The 20150-nt window shown below is 36.2% G+C and carries 21 protein-coding genes and 1 riboswitch; of the genes, 13 read left to right on the top strand and 8 right to left on the bottom strand.

Translation table 11 applies throughout. The features are described from left to right. Window positions 1-30: 30 nt before the first annotated feature. The 3 genes from OU989_RS20970 (at window position 31) to OU989_RS20960 (ending at window position 3519) form a co-directional block, all read left to right on the top strand. Window positions 31-885, top strand: a complete 855-nt coding sequence (locus OU989_RS20970; protein ID WP_274794859.1) for a MerR family transcriptional regulator — start codon at window positions 31-33, stop codon at window positions 883-885. 155 nt (window positions 886-1040) lie between these two features. Continuing rightward, window positions 1041-2342 (top strand): SMI1/KNR4 family protein, encoded by a 1302-nt coding sequence (locus tag OU989_RS20965; protein WP_274794858.1) that lies wholly within the window; start codon window positions 1041-1043, stop codon window positions 2340-2342. A gap of 1 nt (window position 2343) precedes the next feature. After that, window positions 2344-3519 (top strand): DUF4272 domain-containing protein, encoded by a 1176-nt coding sequence (locus tag OU989_RS20960; protein WP_274794857.1) that lies wholly within the window; start codon window positions 2344-2346, stop codon window positions 3517-3519. A gap of 47 nt (window positions 3520-3566) precedes the next feature. Here the strand turns inward: OU989_RS20960 and OU989_RS20955 are convergent, their stop codons facing one another. The 3 genes from OU989_RS20955 to OU989_RS20945 all read right to left on the bottom strand — a co-directional run bounded on the left by OU989_RS20955 (window position 3567) and on the right by OU989_RS20945 (window position 6190). Further along, window positions 3567-4985 (bottom strand): erythromycin esterase family protein, encoded by a 1419-nt coding sequence (locus tag OU989_RS20955; RefSeq protein WP_274794856.1) that lies wholly within the window; start codon window positions 4983-4985, stop codon window positions 3567-3569. Window positions 4986-5130: 145 nt separating this feature from the next. Continuing rightward, window positions 5131-5484: a hypothetical protein gene (locus tag OU989_RS20950; protein ID WP_274794855.1), complete on the bottom strand. Its 354-nt coding sequence runs from the start codon at window positions 5482-5484 to the stop codon at window positions 5131-5133. Window positions 5485-5506: 22 nt separating this feature from the next. Continuing rightward, window positions 5507-6190, bottom strand: coding sequence for a DUF2225 domain-containing protein (locus OU989_RS20945; protein ID WP_274794854.1), 684 nt, complete (start codon window positions 6188-6190; stop codon window positions 5507-5509). A gap of 336 nt (window positions 6191-6526) precedes the next feature. Here OU989_RS20945 and OU989_RS20940 point away from each other — a divergent pair, with 336 nt between their 5' ends. Then, window positions 6527-7300, top strand: coding sequence for a Cof-type HAD-IIB family hydrolase (locus OU989_RS20940; protein ID WP_274794853.1), 774 nt, complete (start codon window positions 6527-6529; stop codon window positions 7298-7300). Window positions 7301-7394: 94 nt separating this feature from the next. After that, window positions 7395-7991 carry a DedA family protein gene (locus OU989_RS20935; RefSeq protein WP_274794852.1) on the top strand — a complete coding sequence of 199 codons (597 nt, stop codon included), beginning with the start codon at window positions 7395-7397 and terminating at the stop codon, window positions 7989-7991. Window positions 7992-8020: 29 nt separating this feature from the next. Here OU989_RS20935 and OU989_RS20930 read toward each other — a convergent pair whose 3' ends face one another. From OU989_RS20930 to OU989_RS20920, 3 genes are all read right to left on the bottom strand, one after another. Beyond that, a complete protein-coding gene (locus OU989_RS20930) occupies window positions 8021-8758 on the bottom strand; it encodes a cyclase family protein (RefSeq protein ID WP_274794851.1) in 738 nt (245 codons plus the stop codon). Between the two features lie 83 nt (window positions 8759-8841). Further along, window positions 8842-8949: riboswitch (SAM riboswitch) on the bottom strand. 94 nt (window positions 8950-9043) lie between these two features. Then, window positions 9044-9442, bottom strand: coding sequence for a YuzC family spore coat inner layer protein (locus OU989_RS20925; RefSeq protein ID WP_274794850.1), 399 nt, complete (start codon window positions 9440-9442; stop codon window positions 9044-9046). Between the two features lie 192 nt (window positions 9443-9634). Continuing rightward, window positions 9635-10819 carry an MFS transporter gene (locus OU989_RS20920; RefSeq protein ID WP_274794848.1) on the bottom strand — a complete coding sequence of 395 codons (1185 nt, stop codon included), beginning with the start codon at window positions 10817-10819 and terminating at the stop codon, window positions 9635-9637. A gap of 109 nt (window positions 10820-10928) precedes the next feature. Between OU989_RS20920 and OU989_RS20915 the strand changes: the two genes are divergently transcribed. Next, window positions 10929-11312, top strand: a complete 384-nt coding sequence (locus OU989_RS20915) for a winged helix-turn-helix transcriptional regulator (RefSeq protein WP_274794847.1) — start codon at window positions 10929-10931, stop codon at window positions 11310-11312. Window positions 11313-11366: 54 nt separating this feature from the next. Here the strand turns inward: OU989_RS20915 and OU989_RS20910 are convergent, their stop codons facing one another. Continuing rightward, window positions 11367-12212 (bottom strand): aldo/keto reductase, encoded by an 846-nt coding sequence (locus tag OU989_RS20910; protein WP_274794846.1) that lies wholly within the window; start codon window positions 12210-12212, stop codon window positions 11367-11369. Window positions 12213-12568: 356 nt separating this feature from the next. Between OU989_RS20910 and OU989_RS20905 the strand changes: the two genes are divergently transcribed. Next, window positions 12569-13009, top strand: a complete 441-nt coding sequence (locus OU989_RS20905; protein ID WP_274794845.1) for a VOC family protein — start codon at window positions 12569-12571, stop codon at window positions 13007-13009. A 55-nt stretch (window positions 13010-13064) separates the two neighbouring features. Here OU989_RS20905 and OU989_RS20900 read toward each other — a convergent pair whose 3' ends face one another. Continuing rightward, window positions 13065-13943 (bottom strand): LysR family transcriptional regulator, encoded by an 879-nt coding sequence (locus tag OU989_RS20900; protein ID WP_274794844.1) that lies wholly within the window; start codon window positions 13941-13943, stop codon window positions 13065-13067. Between the two features lie 370 nt (window positions 13944-14313). On the opposite strand from OU989_RS20900, the gene OU989_RS20895 reads away from it, so the two are divergent. From OU989_RS20895 to OU989_RS20870, 6 genes are all read left to right on the top strand, one after another. Then, window positions 14314-14982: a response regulator transcription factor gene (locus tag OU989_RS20895; RefSeq protein ID WP_274794843.1), complete on the top strand. Its 669-nt coding sequence runs from the start codon at window positions 14314-14316 to the stop codon at window positions 14980-14982. Then, window positions 14979-16361, top strand: coding sequence for a sensor histidine kinase (locus OU989_RS20890; protein WP_274794842.1), 1383 nt, complete (start codon window positions 14979-14981; stop codon window positions 16359-16361). The genes OU989_RS20895 and OU989_RS20890 overlap by 4 nt, the downstream gene beginning before the upstream one ends. Before the next feature lie 136 nt (window positions 16362-16497). Further along, window positions 16498-17409 (top strand): ABC transporter ATP-binding protein, encoded by a 912-nt coding sequence (locus OU989_RS20885; RefSeq protein WP_274794841.1) that lies wholly within the window; start codon window positions 16498-16500, stop codon window positions 17407-17409. Then, window positions 17406-18116 (top strand): ABC transporter permease, encoded by a 711-nt coding sequence (locus tag OU989_RS20880; protein WP_274794840.1) that lies wholly within the window; start codon window positions 17406-17408, stop codon window positions 18114-18116. The genes OU989_RS20885 and OU989_RS20880 overlap by 4 nt, the downstream gene beginning before the upstream one ends. After that, window positions 18116-18853 carry an ABC transporter permease gene (locus tag OU989_RS20875; protein WP_274794839.1) on the top strand — a complete coding sequence of 246 codons (738 nt, stop codon included), beginning with the start codon at window positions 18116-18118 and terminating at the stop codon, window positions 18851-18853. The genes OU989_RS20880 and OU989_RS20875 overlap by 1 nt, the downstream gene beginning before the upstream one ends. Before the next feature lie 18 nt (window positions 18854-18871). Next, complete coding sequence (locus tag OU989_RS20870; protein WP_274794838.1) at window positions 18872-20134, top strand: erythromycin esterase family protein; 1263 nt, start codon at window positions 18872-18874, stop codon at window positions 20132-20134. Window positions 20135-20150: the final 16 nt, after the last annotated feature.

Below are 20150 nucleotides of genomic sequence, written 5' to 3'. Positions count from 1 at the left end.
ACTATATAGTCAAGGGAGGAAACTCAAAAAATGCTTAATAAAAATGTAAAATATTTTACAACGGGTGAATTTGCCAAAATATGTAAGGTTAATAAACAAACATTAATTTATTATGATCAAATTGGTTTGTTATCTCCCATCATGAAAGATAGTAAAGATTATCGTTATTATTCACTTGCACAATATGATTTTTTTGGTGTCATTGAATTATTAAAGGCAGTTGGTATGTCATTAAAGGATATTCAGCAATATATGGCGGAGAAATCCCCAGAAAATTTTTTAGAATTAATGCATCAGCAAAAGGAAATCGTAGCAAAGAAACGTCGAGAGCTAGAAATGATTGAAAATATCATTGATGTCAAAATTAAAACAAATGAGGAAGCACTTCACCTTAACTTTGACGATATTACAATTGAATATTTTCCTGAAGAAACACTATATCTAAGTAAAAATATCGAAGATTCTACAGAAGAGCAGTTTGTAAAGGCTGTATCGGATTTTATCGAGGAGTTAGATCGTTCTCAATTGGATACAGGTTATCCAATCGGTGGAATGACAAGGAGAGAGCAGGTTTTAGCTGGAAATTACGATAATTATAGCTATCTATATATTGAACAACCTAATCCAAGAGAAGGACATCCTTATTTTAAAGCAATTGAGGGTGAATTTGTTATTGGTTATCATGTAGGACCTTCTGCGAAGCTTGGAGAGACATATACACGATTATTTAATGTCATGCATGAAAAGGGCTATGAATTAGGTCAATACGTTTATGAGGAATATATTTATGATGCCGTTATTAAAAATCGAGAGGAAGAATATGTGACAAAGATTATGATGGAGGTAAAAAAATTAAGTAAACACAGCTTAAGAAGAACGAACTAAATTGGTTGAGTAATTTATCATACTTGGATGCTTTGATGTCAGTAAAATAAGAGTATTTTGTAGTTAAATTAAAAATTAACCTCATTAGTAAATGATTTCCTGACGATAGAAATAAAAAAGACGGAAATTTGAGCACGATGTGGAGATGAGCAACAATGTGGATTGAGCGTTGGAATTTTTTGATGAAACAGCTGAAGCAACAAGGTGCCTTTGTACATCCAATTGAAGTACAACCTGTCGCTAGTGAACAAGATTTACGCAAGGTAGAGTCAAGGCTTGGTATACAACTTCCTAAGAAGTTCCGTCAAGCAATGCAAACCAGCTCACAACAAGTGAGTATCTATTGGTCGTTGCCAGATGAGGCTATCTTGCCAAACGAACTGATTGATACGCCATCAGGTGAGTTTGGCTGGAGCTTGAAAGACTTAGATTTCCCATACTTTGGCGGGGATGATAAAAATCTTGAACAACAATACGTACAATTTTTTACTGCAGGTAATGGGGATGCGCTTCTTATCAAGCTAGAGGATGAATCGATTTGGTATTGGAGTCATGAAGAGGATGAATTTGATTTCCTTGCCGACAGCTTTCATACATATGTTGACAGTATGACAGCTTTAGGATGTATTGGGGTAGATTGTGGGCAACACCGACAATTTTGTAGCGAAAATGGTTTGGATATTCATCTGACAAGCTCACAAATATGGCTAACATGGCTAAAGCAATTTTTAAGCTCTAATTTACAATTGGCTAAAGCTAGTCTAGAATCGTTACTTCATTATGTTTCCATGCATGGCGTAAAGGAAGCTCAAGTGCAGGAAGCCTTCTTGCATTTTGATAAAGAGAAGGTGTATCAGGCTCTCCAACATAAAATTATGCGGGCGCTATCTCCATCAGATCAAAAGGCATGGAGTGAAGTGCTAATAAAGGTATGTTCAAAAGAGGCTGAAAATTGGGTAAGAGAGCTTTGGCAAGAGAAAAGCGATATTCCCAACTGGTTGCGTGATTATTTAACGGCACATTGTTTGCCAGCAGAGGAAGGCTTAGCATTCATTTTATCTGATATGGAAAAGGATAAGATTAATGCTTATACTGCCTTACATCGATTACATCATTTACACAATCCAACCATCATAGAATGGATGAGACCATATGTGGCATTTCCAATCGATGGTTGGGATATACTGTTGGCAGAGTCACAGCCTAGTGCTGATATATTACTTGAATGGTTGAGTGGTAGTGAGGCAGAGAGGATTACCTCAATCAGAGCTATTTGGCATATGATGCAGCAAGGCAAAATCCCAACGACGATTGTTGACGAGGGAAAATGGCGGCTCTTGCTGACCTATTGGCATGAGCATGAGGTTCTTCGTAAAAATAGACAGTTGTTTAGCCAAGTTCTTAATCATTTGGATAATTGGAAACTGGCAAGCTTTATGCAACAAAGGAGAGAGTAGTTTGAATCATTTTACAATATTTGCGTCTAAAAATGATGTGGATGATATTCAAGACAAAATAGCAGAGGTATTTGCAAAAGGCTTTACCATTGAACGAGGTGATAGTGGATATTTAGTAAAATCCAAAGGGCTTTTCAAAAAATCCAGATGTTCTATTACTGTTTTATTTGAAGATACTAATCCAGATTATTTCACTCAAAACATCCCGGGGATGATGGGGTATTACGATAGAATTCCTTTTCAGGATGAAGATTTAAAAGAACAGGTTATGATACAAATATCTGTATTCAATACAGTCATTGCAATCGAAATGGATAAAGAGATAACGGAAAACCATATGCAACTATTTACGAGACTGCTAGCAAGCATAGGTGGTGTAGGTTTTCTACCGGATGGCACTTTACTGGATCAGAGTGGTAGCGTTATTGTTTATTCTAATGGGGAGTCAGGTCCTGCAAATTTTAGACCTCAAGCCTGTGCAAGGAAGATAAGAAGTCAGGAAGTGACATCAGAGCAGGGGGAAACACGAAAAAACAGAACGATTGCCTTTTTAACAGACAAAGAAATCCCTTATGCAACTTCTCTACCCCAACTGCCACCATTAGAAGGTTGCCGCTTTAAGAGCCAAGAAGAAATTGCAAAAAGGGCAGTTTCCCTGTTGATTGTTATTCAATTTGCCTGTGATGTAGCACAAAATGGAAATATTGAAGAGTCTAGAGAATTCTTCACTAATATGTTACGTACATATGAGGTGCAAGAATCTTTAACAGAGCATGAAAAATTCTTTCTTGAGACTCAGCATCCCAGTCCTCAAGATGCTGTCAATATTTCATGGCAGTATGAAGCCTATTGGACACTCATTTGGGCATTAGGCCTTGTAGAAGAGCTAGATTTCCCTGACGACGTATGTGATTGTGAATATGCTATACAGGTCGTTTCTCGTTGTGAAACATTTGAACAATTTTATAAGCAAACAGTATTGCGCAGTAAGGAAGAGATATTAGATGAAGCAGATAAGATCTACAGATTACATTGGGCTTGTGTAGATAGTCGAATAAATGGACAAGTAGCTCCTTTATCGTTAAATGAAAGTGTTGTGATGGAAAGACGTAGAGGCTTATTCTGGATGATGGGCTATCAAGATGAAGAATGGGATACTATATCAATGGATACTTAAAGGAATAGCAAACTAGGAAGCCTAGTTTGCTATTTTAATATATGAAATTATTTCACATAAGTTGGCTTATTCACCTTATCAATTAAAAGTATACCATCGTATTGATCGCGAGGAACTAAGCTTTCCTGTATCATACCCCAACTGTAAGATAAGCGGGGCTCGAACATCCATGAGTTGCCTCGTTCATTCTGGCGGTTGCGCAAATCAATGAATGTGTAAGGTTTACTAGTTGAAGACAGTATATCCTCAATAGATCCCTTGATAGGAGGTAAAACAGCCATCGGTTCACCCATATTATTTGCTGTCTCTCCGCTAGTCATATATAGACCTAATACATAGCTATATTTCTTGTAGATTTCTGGTAAACGTTCCCCCATTAATTTGACTGGATAAGGGGAACCCATTACTTCCGATTGTGCCTTACGAATATGGTCGTTATGTGCCCATACGATGAACTTTTCTGTTGGATAAACCTCCTCAGCTAACCAAAGTAAGTTCTCCATCATCGATTGATCACGCCATTCCATTGTTTTTAAAAATGTTTCAATATTATTTTGTTCAATATCAATATTGGACTGGATCGTTAGTTCCACATATTCGTCTGCTAAGCGAATGCGATCTGTTACAGTACGTTCCATTAGTTTGACAATATGAGACTCGTTTGGATAAGCCGCTTGTAATTCTTTTTCTTTCAATTGAATTTGAGACTTTACTTGTTTATACACATCTATGATTGTAGCTTTTACTTGCTGATAGCCCTTTAAATCTTTCCCGGAGCTCCATTCAGCTAGTTGTTTCTCAGCTTCACTAAATTGTTGAGCTAACTTAGGATTCTGGAGCCAATCGCCGTTCGTAAATGCCCCTTGCTGTTGAATATCGAAGCCAGTAAGTATAAGTGGTTGTTCTGTTGCTTGAGTTGATTTTGCATAGTCAAACAGAGGCAATGTTTCTTTCGTCCACCAAACTCCAAAAATAGAATCCTTCATTGTTTGTAGAGCTGCTTGTTTGTCAATTTGCCCTTGGGCGTTCATCACATTACCCATACCACTTTCAAAGGCAAGAACATTATAGCCCATTTCCTGATGCAAAAATTGTATTAAACGTGTTTTAACATGATTGAATTGTGCCACACCATGAGAGCTCTCTCCTAGAAAAACAATACGTTTATCGTGTAATAACGGCTTAAGCATCTCCAAATCCTCAAATTGATTAGAAGGGATTTTCGTTCCACTCGATACTTCAGGTTGGATGGATGACAAACTGTAAGCATGATCGTTCACCCACTTTTTCCAATCAAGTAATGTTTCATTAGAGGTCCTAGCCTGTTTAACTGTAGATTTGTTTTCTATATTGACCTGTTGCTCTTTTGCAGGAACAGCTGCAGAGACACTTGCTACGCCGTTCAATGTCATTAAACTTGCCAGTGCAAAACTTAATAAAACTTTATGCTTCCTAGCCTTCTTCATTGATAATCAGTCCTTCTCTTTATGTTGATACTAATTATAGAGAGCTTAGTTTAAAGCTTAGGAAGAGTTAGTTTAAATTTTGTTTAAATTTGGTAGGGTCAGTTAAAAAGAAAAAACATCTTCGATTAATGAAGATGTTCGATTGCTATTTATAATGGTACGTACTAGCTCTAACATGGTTACGTTGGATTTGATTGAACCATGCGCGGTCTTTTTCTTCTTGTTTTAACGTACCAACAATGGAGGAGGAGCAGCTCACACAAATTTTAGCCTGTGTAATTTGTCCACAACGTTCACAAGGTGCACCTAAATTAGGGAAAATTGATTTTTTTAACTTTCCTGCTTTTACCCATTTGAAAAGCAGCTCAGAGGACACTCCTGTTAAAGTGACAACCTCATCATTTGTTAAGTAGCGATTATTTTTCCTTAATAGAAAGTGATGCAACTCTGAAAATATATCCTCTTCTCTCACATCTATTCTCTTATGAAATAGCAACATTACAAGTCCTCTCCTCGTCCCATTAATTAATAGTTTCATTAACTGTTATAGGTTGTTCGTCATATTTATAATTTTCCCAACGATTACGGGCAAGCTTTCGATATTTTGGCGAGACATTTCTATCAGCGATTAAGCGAGAGAAGCCTTTTTGGGCTTCCGCCATATCACCAAGTCGGAGGCTTAGTTCAGCATGTAAAAACTGAATTCTCTCTCCACCCTCCTGATTGGATGCAAAGGATTTACTATAAAAGTCTCTTGCTGCAAAAAGGTAGCGTTTTTCGGATTCTTCATCGTTTTTTAAACGATATAGCCAACCTATTTTTAATGCGAAATTCGCCATTAAGAGAGATTCTTCCATTGAAGCACGGGATACTAAATAAGCAAGCTTAAAACTGATTATGGCATCATCGATTGTACGTTCCTGGCAGATGTCCATGGGTTTTTGGAGCTCTTTAATGTATAGTTCATCAATGAGCTGCATGAACGGTCCATAAGTCCTTGTCATAGATTTGTGGTAGGCGTAGCCACAATGTGGGCATACAGCGACCTCATACAGCAAAGGATTTAGGCCATCATAAACAGGCATGAAATCTGTTTGTTCCTCGATGATTTTATATCGATTAGGGCGTACTTTATATGTTGTAAAATGCCTTTTGCAAAATTTGCAATCTACACTACTTTCGTAGTAATAAATGTTAAATGCCATAAGAATCAACTCCTTTGCCTGCTTTAGAAAATTATTTCTTTTGTTCTATCTATTCGTTAAAAAGTATCGTTCAATATATTTAAATGATTATCTTTTATTTTAACAATTCTGTGTTCTTTGGTATACTCCTTTAGAATTATTAAAATAAAAATAATCATTACATTATTTATTAATTGTCACTAGAACTGTTCCTTTAATAGTATTTATCGGTGCTGTTAATGTAAGTTATATAGATGGTTGAAAGTTTGTCGAAATACGTACAAATATTTTATTAGTAATCGTTAAAGGGATTTTTTTTGTGTGGTTCAAAAGTATTGTTTTGGAGGATGATTCAAGTTGAACTATAAAATAGTGTTTTTTGATGTAGACGGCACACTCATCAATTATGAGGATGGCTGTGTAGAAGAAAGTACAAAGCAGGCAATTGATTTATTAAAGAATAAGGGAATTCACCTTGTAGCAGCTACAGGAAGACCTTTATCCATGTGCCGTGAGTTGGAAGAGTTGGGGATAGAGACCTTTATTACGGCAAATGGTGCATATGTGAAACATCATGATCTTGTCCTACATAAAACGCCTATTGCTAAAGAGATTGTCCAAAATGTTGAGGCTTTTGCAATGGAACAACAGCATAGCTTAACATTTTTTACAGAGCAGCTAGCGATGAATAGCATACAAAGTCCAGCTGCTTTACATGCTATGCAGGAAACATTGTCTTTGGGAGATTTTCCGGTTATAAATGAAAAAATTACGAATGAGGAAGTTTTTCTCATGTGTCTATATACAGATGAACAGGGAGAAAAAAGATATGTTAGTCAATTTCCGAATATATTATGGCAGCGATGGCATCCTTATATTGTGAATGTACTACAGCAGGATGTTTCCAAGTCAATAGCTGTTCAAGCAGTACTAGATTATTTTAACATTGATTCTAAAAATGCCATTGCTTTTGGAGATGGGGATAATGATATGGATATGCTGGAGCTGGTAGGATTAGGAATTGCTATGGGAAATGGCAGCTTAGCTTTGAAAAACGTTGCTGATTTTGTTACAAAGAAATCTACCGAGGGCGGTATTGACTTTGCTTTGCGTCAGCTTCAAATAATTTAAAACAATCTTCAAGTTGCTTCTTCTGTTTTCCGCAGTTTGATTATAATGAAACCTGTATATTTTATAGTTAAAAAATTTTTAGGTGGGATAGTTTATGGCACATCACGTGCAATCTCTAATTGAACATTACGGGTATTTTGGCATTATCGTAATCCTAATTGGAGGTATAGTTGGATTGCCACTTCCTGATGAGGTTTTCTTAACATATGTAGGTTATAGTGTTTATCGGGAAAGCCTTGAACATATCCCTGCATTAGTAAGTGCCATGATTGGCGCAGTTGGAGGTATTACTTTAAGCTACTATATTGGTTATCGATTTGGCTTACCATTACTACAAAAGTATGGGCCAAAAATTCATATAACTGAACAAAAAATTGATTTTACGAAAAAAATGTTTGCCAAAATTGGACCTATCTTATTGTTAATAGGCTATTTTATCCCTGGTGTCCGCCACATAACAGCGTATATTGCGGCTATTAATAATTATCCATATAAAAAGTTTGCGTTCTTTGCCTATACAGGAGCATTTATCTGGACATTCACATTTATAACGTTAGGGAAAATGCTTGGAGAGAAATGGCGGTTTGTTGGTTACTACTTATCCCATTATAGTATGTATCTCATCCTATTATTTGTTCTATTAATGTTCGTCGTTTACTTTATATTCAAAAAAAGAAATGTACAAAAATAAAAGTCGGTATCTCTATACCGACTTTTAAGTTATGGCAAAATAGCAAAGGAGCGAACAGGGAATCCAGATGCTTTTTCTGGTTTAGGTACAATATTAAAAATAATTGCACCTGTTGCAGGTAGCTTGTCTAAATTAGTCATTAACTCAATTTGATAAGTGTCTTGTTCGAGCACAAAGTATTCACCATCTAGTTTGCCATTTTTACGAAAATCAGCTGCTGAATCAGTATCGAATGTTTCGTGACCAATCGCACTAACTTTACGTTCCGTCAGTAAAAATTGTAAAGCCTCTAAGCCCCAACCTGGAATATGGTTATACCCTTCCGCATCTTTATTGCTGAATGCTTCCTTATCTGGCCAACGTTTACTCCAATCGGTACGTAGCGCTACAAAGGTACCTGCCTCAATTTTTCCGTGCTGTGCTTCAAACTCAAGTATATCTTGAACACTTAAAGAAAAATCATGATTGCTAGCAGCTTCTTCGGACTTATCAATGACAACAAGGGGAAGAACAAGCTCTTTTAAATCGAGCTCTTCAAGGTACCGTGTGTCTCGCACAAAATGAATGGGTGGGTCGATATGCGTACCATATTGACCAGGGAAAGTGAACTGTTGTGCAAAGAACCCATCATCGTGAGAGAATAATGTTTCAAATTTTGCATCTTCGAACATGAAAAAATGGGGTGAGTTAGGGCCGAATGTATGTGTTAAATCGACCCATTGTTTAGATTTTAATAATTGTAATGCTTGTAATAATTCATTAGGCATCGTTTTCCCTGCTTTCTTAAAATAGTAGTAAAAAAAGAGCCCCCTATAGAAGAGGACTCCTGAATAAACAACGGTAGTTCATCTTCTCATCTTCAAGGCTTTGGAATTAGGCCAATTGGAATTAGCACCATACTGTTGAGCTGGTTGCTGAGACTTCATCGGGCCAATCCCTCCGTCTCTCTTGATAAGAAAAATATAAGAATTTTCAGAAATAATAATACAAACACTTTATCATAGTTTTCTATAGTTTACAAGTTCAATAGGGATACAAGGTTAGGGTTTTTTTCACCAATTTAAATTCAATATGACACCACAACAGCCATTATCAATTAGACGTATTCTAAAACTATCAGGTGTATAGTTCGTTTCGAATTTCATCGTAATACCTGTGGATGAAATTAATTTCTCCACTTCTGCTTTATTTGAAAGTTGTGCTGCATTCATTAAATCATGGGCAAATTGCTGGGAGCTTTCAATTTTATCCGTCAGTAATTGGGCTTGCTGCATAATTGCCTTTATCCGTGTAACCGATGATTTTAATTTATGTGTATCAACAGGTGGAAAGGGATTGTTGGTCGGCATTGCAAGATGTTGGGGAAAGGATCTTACAGCAAGGTGGTTGGCAATTGGTGGCGCTGAGTAATGATAGGGATGAACGAAATACGGATAAGGATTGTAATACAATGGAATTCCTCCTATCCTATAGCTGATATCTTATCTTATGTATTCAAGCGAATTTAGGTGTAACTCCATTCTTGTCTTACTTATAACACAAAAAGGAAGCCACAGGGAGCTTCCTTTTTATCAATATTGTATATATACCGATGTTAAATTACCAAAATATCAAGTAAATGCTAGATAAACGGACTAACAATATTATTGTTTTTTATTATCGAAAAGCAACCATAATAATGTAACAATCGCTGCTAGCATAACCATTAGGAATCCATAAAGAGGCGTATGTGCTAATGATTGATGGCGAATAATAAAACCTCCAATATAGGATCCTAAAAATATACCAATGTTAAAAGCAGAAATGTTTAATGCTGAAGCCATAGAAATAGCTGACGGCACATATTTTTCAGACAGTAGAACAGCATATAACTGTAATCCTGGGACATTCATGAACATAAATAATCCCATTGTCAGTACCATGACTAAACCGATAATCGGTGATTCAAGAGTGAAGCCAATACCAAGTAACGCTAAGGCAAGTCCAACAAAAATTATAAAGATGGAACGTAGCGGATTTTGGTTAGCAAAATGGCCTCCTAATGTATTACCAATAGCAACGCAAATACCATAGACAACTAATATAATTACTACTGCATGTGGGGAATAGCCCATATATTGCTCTAAAATAGGTGAAACATACGTATAGACTACAAAGGCCCCACCATATCCAATAGCTGTAATGAAAAGGATTAATAACATGCGAATATTGCCTAATACTTTGCCAATATCACGTAAAGAAATAGGATTACCTTTTGATAATTGGTTAGGTACTAGTAAAGCATTACTAATTAAACCGATAATGCCTATAATGACGATAAAAATGAACGACATACGCCAGTCTGTTACTTGTCCAATAAATGTACCAAGTGGAACACCGGTCACAGTAGCTAGCGTTAAGCCTGTAAACATAAAGGCAATCGCGCTTGCTCGTTTATTTGGTTCAACTACATCAGCTGCTATAACAGAGGCGATCGACATAAACACACCATGAGCTAATGCTGAAATAATACGACCTATTATCAGTATAGAAAAAATTGGTGCGATAGCTGCAGTTAAATTCCCCGCTATAAAAATGGTCATAACAAGCAATAAAACTGTTTTTCGACTAAGACGAGATGTTAAGGCTGTTAATAATGGAGCACCAACAGTGACACCTAGTGCGTATATAGAAACGGTTAAACCGGCAGTGCTTAAAGATATACCAAAATCATCTGTAATTAATGGTAAAAGTCCAACACTGATAAATTCAGTGGACCCTATACCAAATGCACTGATTGCAAGTGCTAGCAATGTCAATTTTGCATTTGGCTTTTTTGATTGTGACATTTTACTAATATCTCCTTTGATTTTTTTTAGTATGTGTAGTAATATTCATGCATGCCTAAAAGTTGTGTAGAGTACTTTTAGTTACTTTTGAATATTACGGGGGTTTACAATGCAAAAAATTTATAATATAGGTGTTGAAGCTACGCTTGAAGTTATTGGTGGTAAATGGAAACCGGTCATTCTTTGCCATTTGAACCACCATGGTGAAATTCGAACAAATGAATTTCGACGATTGATTCCAGGCATTTCCCAAAAAATGCTTACAAGTCAATTAAGAGAGTTAGAGCAAGCTGGTTTAATCCATCGCAAGGTCTTCAATCAAGTACCGCCTAAAGTGGAATATTCATTGACTTCCTATGGACAAGGGATGGAGCCTATTTTGAATATGCTTTGCACTTGGGGCGAAAAGCATGTTGAATTACTAAAGGATAAAGGTGAAGATGTTCTGTTAAAACAACGCGATGAAGATATCGCTATGCAGCAAACATCATAATGAGGGAGAAAGAGACTGTCACATACAAGACAGTCTCTTTCCTCTTTTTAATGCTTATAGAGCAAAGTCAAATTCATCTGGATTTGGACCAACACGTTGTTCACGATTCATCTCATTGATTAATGCCATTTCTTCGTCTGTTAAAGTAAAGTCAAAGATATCAGCGTTTTGCATCATACGCTCTCTACGTACTGATTTTGGAATTGTAATCACTCCATTTTGTACATCCCAGCGTAAAATAACTTGAGCATTTGATTTTCCGTATTTTGTTGCAATTTTTGAAATCGTTTCATCTTCAAGAAGACCACCTTGCATTAAAGGTGCCCATGCTTCAAGTTGAATTTGGTGCTTGTCACAGAATGAACGAAGCTCCACTTGTTGTAAGCGTGGGTGGAATTCCACTTGGTTCAAAACAGGTTTAATACGAGCAAATGATAATAAGTTTTCCAAGTGTGCCACAGTAAAGTTACATACACCGATTGCTTTGATCTTGCCTTGTTCATATAGGTCTTCAAGTGCTTTCCACGATTCAGCATATTTATCTTTACCAGGCCAATGAATTAAATAAAGATCTAAATAATCTAATCCTAATTTTTTTAGGCTCTCTTCATATGCTGCAATTGTTTCATCATAGCTTAAGCCATCGTTCCATACTTTTGATGTAATAAATAAATCTTCACGACGTAAGCCAGTTGATGCTAGAGCTTGTTTAATACCTTCTCCTACACCTGCTTCATTTCCATAAATAGCAGCAGTATCGATGCTTCGATAGCCAACCTCGATCGCATTTTTAACCATTTCTGCAGTAGCGTCATTTTCTACTTGAAAAACGCCTAAACCCATACCAGGCATTTGTAGGCCGTTATTTAATGTGATTGTATCTTGTAAATGAGTAATCATTATTATTCCTCCAATTGTGTGTTTGCTTGATTGCTTTTTCATTATGATGCCCCACAAGAAGAAAAAAAAGTACGTACATTTTTGTTTCATAGAAACGTCGAGGTAACTTTTGTGTGATGCCAATGGTTAGAGAGATAAAAGTTTTTTAATAGTACTTTTTGCAATTTAAAATTACAGGTGAAATCAGGAGGATATAAAGAAATGAAGGGTAATCCATAGTGAAATCTAAAAAAATGAATAGATTATGATTATCTCTGTGCTGATGCAACCAAATGACTTTCTTCCCGAATTAAAAGGAAAAATTTGTTGGATAGAGAATTTAAATAGTAATACTGCTTTAAAAAGGGGATTGTAAAATGAATCGTTTAAACTTAATCACATTAGGCGTTAAAAATATGGTGGAGTCACTTACCTTTTACCGAGAGGGACTTGGCTTTGAAGTAGTAGTGTATGGAGAAGAAACAAATCCAGATGTAATGTTCTTTAATAATGGGGGAACTAAAATATCACTATTTCCAATTGAACGTCTTGTAAACGATATCAATGAAGCAAACCCACCAGAACTTAGCCCCGGCTTTGGAGGTATCACCCTTGCTTACAATGGTAAATCAAAAGAAGAGGTGGACCGCGTATTTGCATTAGCTAAAAAAGCTGGAGCGTCTATTGTAAAAGAGCCAGAAACAGTATTTTGGGGCGGTTATAGTGGCTACTTCCAAGATCCAAACGGTTACTATTGGGAAGTAGCTTATGGTGATATGTGGAAATTTGATGAAAATGATATGCTAATTATTCAATAATGATTCAAAAAGAGAGCTCACTAGAAACGTTAGTGTGCTCTTTCCCATTGACTGCTTAACAATAATGTTCCCTCATTAAATTCACAAAGTTTTGTGCAGCTTTAGATAAATAATGATTCTTCATCCATACAAGTCCTACGGAAGTGGATAACTCTGTAGTTGGGATTTTGTAGGCATGAAGCGGTAGGTCTTCAAATTGCTTTAGAATGGTTTCAGGTACGATGGAGGAGCTAAAACCTGATTCGATTAAATTCATTAAAAGCGCAGTATCTGAACATTCCCCGACGATATGGGACTGTAATTGGAAGCGGGAAAATGCTTCTAAAATTGAATAGTGAACTCCTAACCCTTCTGTACTCGGTAATAAAATCGGCCAATTTTGAATTTCGGCCAAAGTCACCTCATGTTCTAACAACTTAAACTTCTTGGATTGTATAAAATAAAACGGTTCTGTGTACATATGAAGGACAGAGAAATCATCTAATTCTAAGGGCAAACGAATGATCGCTAGTTCTACTACACGATCTCTTACAAGCTTACAGAGATAAGAGGATTCATTTTGTTGAATTTTATAAGTTACCTTAGGAAATTGTTGTTGGAATTGATGTAATAATTGGGGTAACTCAACAACTGAAAATGTATTGATGCCTAATGTTAATCGTCCATGAATGCCTAGCCCTACATCCTTGACCTCTGCTTCCGCCTCGTCCATTAATTGAGCAACCTGCAATGCATATTTATATAAGGTCTTCCCAGCCTCCGTCACTTCAAAGTACTTGCCGCTTCTCTCTACCAATTTTGAACCAAGCTCTTCTTCCATTGTTTTTAGATGTTGGCTTAATGGTGGCTGAGAAATATGCAGTCTTTCAGCAGCAGCAGAAATCTTCCTTTCCTCCACAATCGCTATAAAATATCTTAGTTGTCGAATATCCAATTAAGTCACACCCCTTTATTATATGTAAAACCTAAGTAAAACAAATTTTTTTAATGTTTTTCATATAGTTAGTGTCATGTTAGCATATTCTAGCACCTACGTGTGAAGTTTCTAATTGTATTTAGAGCAGATGAGAAAGCAATTACAGATAATAATATCTACCTTTAAAACGCAACTTACACAAAGCTATTAATAGTTGCGCTTTTTTATATCTACTCAATTAATAGACATTTCCTAAGAAAATAAATAGCGTTTATCCTATAATAACCATGTATGCAATAATATTGTTTTTAATTTCTAGTTAACTTCATATTGCAAAATATGGTATTTTAATATAGCTTTTGATTATTAACAAGAAGGAGGATGAACATTGATTCATATATTGTACATAGAAGATGAGAAAGAAATAGGACAATGGGTTAGCAAGGAGTTAACGGAAAGAGGCTATGAGGTAACATGGCTAGAGTCTGGCGAAGGTCTTGAACAACATATTGCTTCAAAAGATCTTGCTATATTGGATGTCATGCTACCCGGGTTAGATGGTTTTTCGATTGGCAAAAGAATAAAACGAGAGAATAAAGATTTACCTATTTTGATGCTATCTGCTCGAACAGCCGTTGAGGATAAAATTGAAGGGCTTAATTTTGCTGATGATTATTTAACAAAGCCATTCCATCCTGATGAACTAGTAGCAAGATTAGAGGTATTACTAAGAAGATATCAAAAAAACGATGATGTATTGGCATTGCAGCATCTTAAAATTTATACAAAAGATATGCGAATTATTAATACATTAAATGAAGAAGAAATTCTTCTAACTGGCAAACAATTTTATTTATTGCAGTATTTTATTCGTCATCTAAATCAAATTTTAACGAAGGAACAACTCTATGAGGGTGTTTGGGGTGAGAGTTACATTGAAGGTGATAAAACATTGATGGTTCATATTCGATATTTAAGAGAAAAGATAGAAATTAATCCTGCAAAACCCCAGATTATCGAAACAATTAGAGGAATTGGCTATAGGGTGAAACTATGAAATTTTTCCGTTCATTATTAGCGAAATATATGCTCATTATTGTATTAGCTATATCGATTGTTCAAATTTCCTATCTCGGTGTTGCTACTTTCATGTTAGGCATTTCAAAGACAGGATCTGGAGACTTTTCAAGTGAAGCTCTTCTGGAAAGTGATATTGAGGAACAATGGCATACACAAGCAAAAAGTATAAAGAATGCATCAGAAGCTACCATTGAACAGCTTTTTCAAAAATGGCAAACGCAATATCCTACAGCTTCAATGTTCTGGGTAAGTGAAAAGGGAAATTTACTGACTACCATGAATGTTCAGGATGAGCTTCCTAAAATATGGACACCTGCATTTACAACCAAATTTATTAAAGAGCGCTATGGAAGTGATCCATTTACTGTAATTGCTTTCTTAGGTGATGATGTGTCAAATGGCTTTATTGTGTTAGAGATTTCAAGGGATGTCTTTAAGCCCCCACTTATAAAGATTTATGATAACTACGGTAGCTTCTTATTTTTTGGTGTTGTAGCCGTTATCCTATTTTTTATTGCCGTTTCCTTTTTATTTTTCAAGGGAATTCGAAAAAGACTATTACATCTACAAGAGGCTATGGAAATTCGTGATGTTGACGGTTTACCTATTGAAATACAGGTGAAAAAGCGGGACGAAATTGGACAATTAGAGCATAGTTTTAACAGAATGGTTTGTGAGCTAAGAGATAGTAAACAGCGTCAGCAGAAGGAAGAACAACTAAGAAGAGAGCTGATCGCCAATTTATCACATGATTTGCGAACACCTTTAACAAAAGTAAGGGCTCAATCTTATACAATTAGCAAAGAAGCATTGTCAGAGGAAGGTATACAGGCTTTAAAAGCAATGGAAGCATCCATTGTGAATATTGATGCTTTAATTGAAAACTTAATGTCGTACACATTGCTAATGGCAAGCAAATATAAATTCGAACCGAAAAACATCAATGTTATTCGGTTTGTGCGGGAACACTTAACAACCTGGTACCCAGTTTTTGAACGAGAAGGATTTACTATCGATATTGAACTGCAAGCATTTGAATCCAATGAGTGGAGTGTTGATCCATTATGGCTAGGGCGAATATTTGATAATATCTTTCAAAATGTGCTACGTCACGCTTACAGTGGTAAATATATAAGTGTGAAAACAAAATCCACGGATAGCTATAAAGCATTTATTATTGAGGATCATGGTCAAGGGATGAAAAATGAATCCAATGCAAAAGGAGCAGGGATTGGTCTATCTATTGTCGATATTATGGTAAAGGGAATGGATTTAGAGTGGGAAATAACTTCTAGTCAATCTGGCACAAAAATTATAATCAAAAATGTTATGCAATCTGCGAAGCTTGGGAAGTAAAGGCTCGCAGATTTTTATTTTTAGTGTAGTGAAAGCTTGGCATTTGATGATGGTAGACATTTTTAAACAAAATTTAAACTTGGCCCTTACCTATTTTTAAACTTCTATTCTTATGATAATGAAAGAGGTGAGGACAATGGAATATATCGTACAAACACAAAACTTATCAAAACGCTTTGGAAAAGAGCAAGCTGTAGCAAATTTGAACTTGCAAATACGAAAAGGCGAAATATATGGATTTTTAGGACCGAATGGGGCAGGAAAAACAACAACGATTCGTATGCTTCTTGGTTTAATGAAGCCATCCTCAGGGACAATAAAAATCTTCCAAAAGGATATTACGAAGGAGCGTATCCAAATCTTAGCTAATGTCGGCTCGTTAGTAGAAAATCCTTCGTATTATCCACATTTAACAGCCTATGAGAATTTGGAGGCGCTAAGAAAAATTTTAGGTGTGCCAAAATCTCGAATAGATGAGGTTCTAGAAATTGTTCGTTTGAAAGAGGCTGCTAATAAGAAGGTTAAGGGCTTTTCGCTAGGTATGAAGCAACGTCTTGGAATAGCAGCTTCACTACTACATAATCCTGAATTACTCATTCTAGATGAACCTACTAATGGTCTCGACCCTTCAGGTATTATTGAAATTCGTAATTTAATTAAACGACTACCGAAGGAATACGGCATGACGATTATAATTTCCAGTCATTTATTATCAGAGATCGATCAAATGGCTACACAAGTAGGTATAGTATCTAAGGGGAAATTGATATTCCAAGATTCCATTGAGGAGATGCGGAGATTCGCTCAGCCAAAGGTACTATTTAAAGTAAATGATAGTGAAAAGGGATGGCGCTGTTTACTGGCAAATGGCATTAAGGCAGATTATCAAAATGGCGTTATTTTCTTAGAGGAATGCTCGGATGAAAAAGTAGCTCATATTGTCCAAGTCCTTGTTCAGGAGGGCATTTCTGTATTCCGTGTAGAGGAAGAGAAACGCTCATTGGAGGAAATCTTCCTGCAAATGACGATGGGAGAGCAGGCGATATGATAGGTAAATTGTTAACTGCTGATTTCTTGAAGATCAAACGTAAAGGATTATGGTTTTTAACGCTTTTAGGACCATTGGGTGTAGTCGCCCTACAAATGGTTAATTACGGAGTAAGGAAAGATTATTTATTACAACAAAGTGAGGACGATTGGGGCTATTACTTATTAAACATCCATTCCTTTACACCGCTTGCCATTGTGCTGGGCATTGCTATTCTAACTTCATTCATGGCGAGTATTGAAAATGAGACAAATGCTTGGAAGCAGCTGATTGCCTTACCTGTTTCAAAATTATCCGTGTATTTATCTAAATTTACAGTGTTGGCCCTATTACTATTTTTGGCTTCCACAGTACTGATGATTTTTACGCTTAGTTATGGGCTGTTTTTAAACTTAGGAGCACCTGTACCTTACTTAGAGGTTGCCAAATTTAGTTATTTTCCTGCGCTAGCAGCATTACCTATATTGGCGCTCCAGCTTTGGATTGCGAGTGTTAGCCACAATCAAGGGATTCCTATTACAGTAGGTATTTTCGGAGTGATATTTGCCTATTCTTCATTTGTTTTACCAGATTGGATGATATGGAAATGGCCATCATTAATGAACCAATGGGATGAGCCAATCATCAATGTGTTATTAGGCGTAGGAATTGGTATTTTACTATATATTGTTGGGATGATTGATTTTGCAAGAAGGGACGTGAAATAATGATTGCTCTACTTCGAGCCGAATGGTTTAAGTTACGTAAATCAAAAATGGTGCCGATTATTTTCGCAGGACCAATAATAGGTTTGTTTATTGGACTATCAGCCAATCTAGAGAATACTATGTCAGGGGTTCAAATCAATGAATGGTTTATTTCCTTATTCTCAATGAATTTAACATATGCATTATTATTTTTACCTCTTATTACTGGCGTTTTTGCAAGTCTCATTTGTAGATATGAGCATCAGTCAGGTGGATGGAAGCAGCTTTTAGCACTGCCTGTAACAAGAGGGAAAGTATTTGTCGCGAAATATGTATTGGTTATGCTGCTTGTTTTGGCTATGCAATTATTGTATTTAGGATCTATCTATGCTGTAGGTATGCTGAAGGGCTACACGGATCCCTTTCCAATAGAGATCGTGTGGAAAAGTATTGTAGGAGGCTGGGTGGCAACATTACCCCTAGTAGCCTTACAATTGTGGATGTCCATTATGTTTAAAAGCTTTGCTGCTCCCTTTGCTGTCAATGTCATATTTACGTTACCTTCTATTTTAGCGGTAAATTCTGAGCGAGTTGGTCCATATTATCCTTGGGCACAACCATTTTCAATGATGTATATAGGTGGCAATACAGACGATGTATTTTTTGTGCCTTGGGAGCAATTACTAACAGTTATAGGTGGGGGATTCATCCTATTTTTCCTCGGCGGATATTACTATTTCCAACGAAAAGCGATTTAACCTTAAGGGAGTATTGACATGACAATGATTAAACGAAGTTTACGATTATTCACTGCATCTTTGCTACTTATTGCTTTAGCAGGGTGTGGACAGGGAGAGGCAGTAACAGATGCCTCGCAATACATTAGTGAAATAGAAAATATTTCTATTCCTGACGATGTGAAAATTATTGGATTTGGGGAAGCAACACACGGAAATATTGAATTTCAAACATTAAAAAAAGATCTGTTTGAAGCGATGATCAAAAATGAACATGTCCAAGTCTTTGTTTTAGAAGGGGATTTTGGAGGTGCCCAGCAAATTAACCAATTTATTTTAAAGGGTATTGGTACGGCGGAGGAAGCTATAAAAGCTTTAGATTATGGCATCTACCAAACCGAACAAATGGTAGAATTAGTGCAGTGGATGCACGACTATAATCTGGCAGTCGAAGAACAAGATAAAATTTATTTCTATGGTAATGATATGCAACGCTATGATTATAGCAAAAAGGGATTGCTAGATTATTATACAGATGTACATGCGGGGAATGCTGAGAAATTTAAGGACGAGCTAAAACATATTTCAAACAAAACGATGAGAGAATTATCGAATAGTCAGCTAACAGAACTGGATAAAACGATTGATACAATTATTGAAGATTTACAATCGAATAGAGAGGCATATGAGAAAAAGTCATCGAAGGATGCTTTCTCCTTTGCGGCACAATATGCTCAAATAATGAAGCAGCGAACGCAATTATTTTTGAATGATGGAAACTATATGAATTTACGAGATGAATATTTAGCTGAAAATTTACAATGGATTGTTGAATATGAAGCCACGAAAGGGCATGATAAAGTATTCATGTCAGCACATAATGGTCATATTGAGAAAACCTCTGCGACGATGGCAGGATATCAATCGATGGGACAATATTTAAACGAGCAATATAAAGATCAATATTTTGCGATTGGTACAGACTTTGTAAAAAATACATTCCAAGCCCAAAATGGGTCTGGTGAACGAAAGGAATACACGATTGAACATCATAATGCTTTAGTAGATGCTTTTAGTGAGGTTAACGATACTATTTTTTATGTAGATTTTGAACATGCTAGTCAATCAGAGGAATTAGCAAGTATTCTTTCTAAAAGCCAAAGAATGGGCAATGTCGGTGACGATTTTCGTCCATGGTATAAGCTAACACAAATGCTGTATACCATTAAAATGACACCTGTTGAAGCTTATGATGGTCTTATTGTTGTACAAGAAGCAACGCCAACCAAAATAATCGATTAAAAAAATTAGCAACCTT

It is taken from the genome of Lysinibacillus irui, assembly GCF_028877475.1.
GTDB classification, from domain to species: domain Bacteria; phylum Bacillota; class Bacilli; order Bacillales_A; family Planococcaceae; genus Lysinibacillus; species Lysinibacillus irui.
Note: the sequence above shows the minus strand (reverse complement) of the source record. Positions and strands in the feature narration are given on the sequence as shown.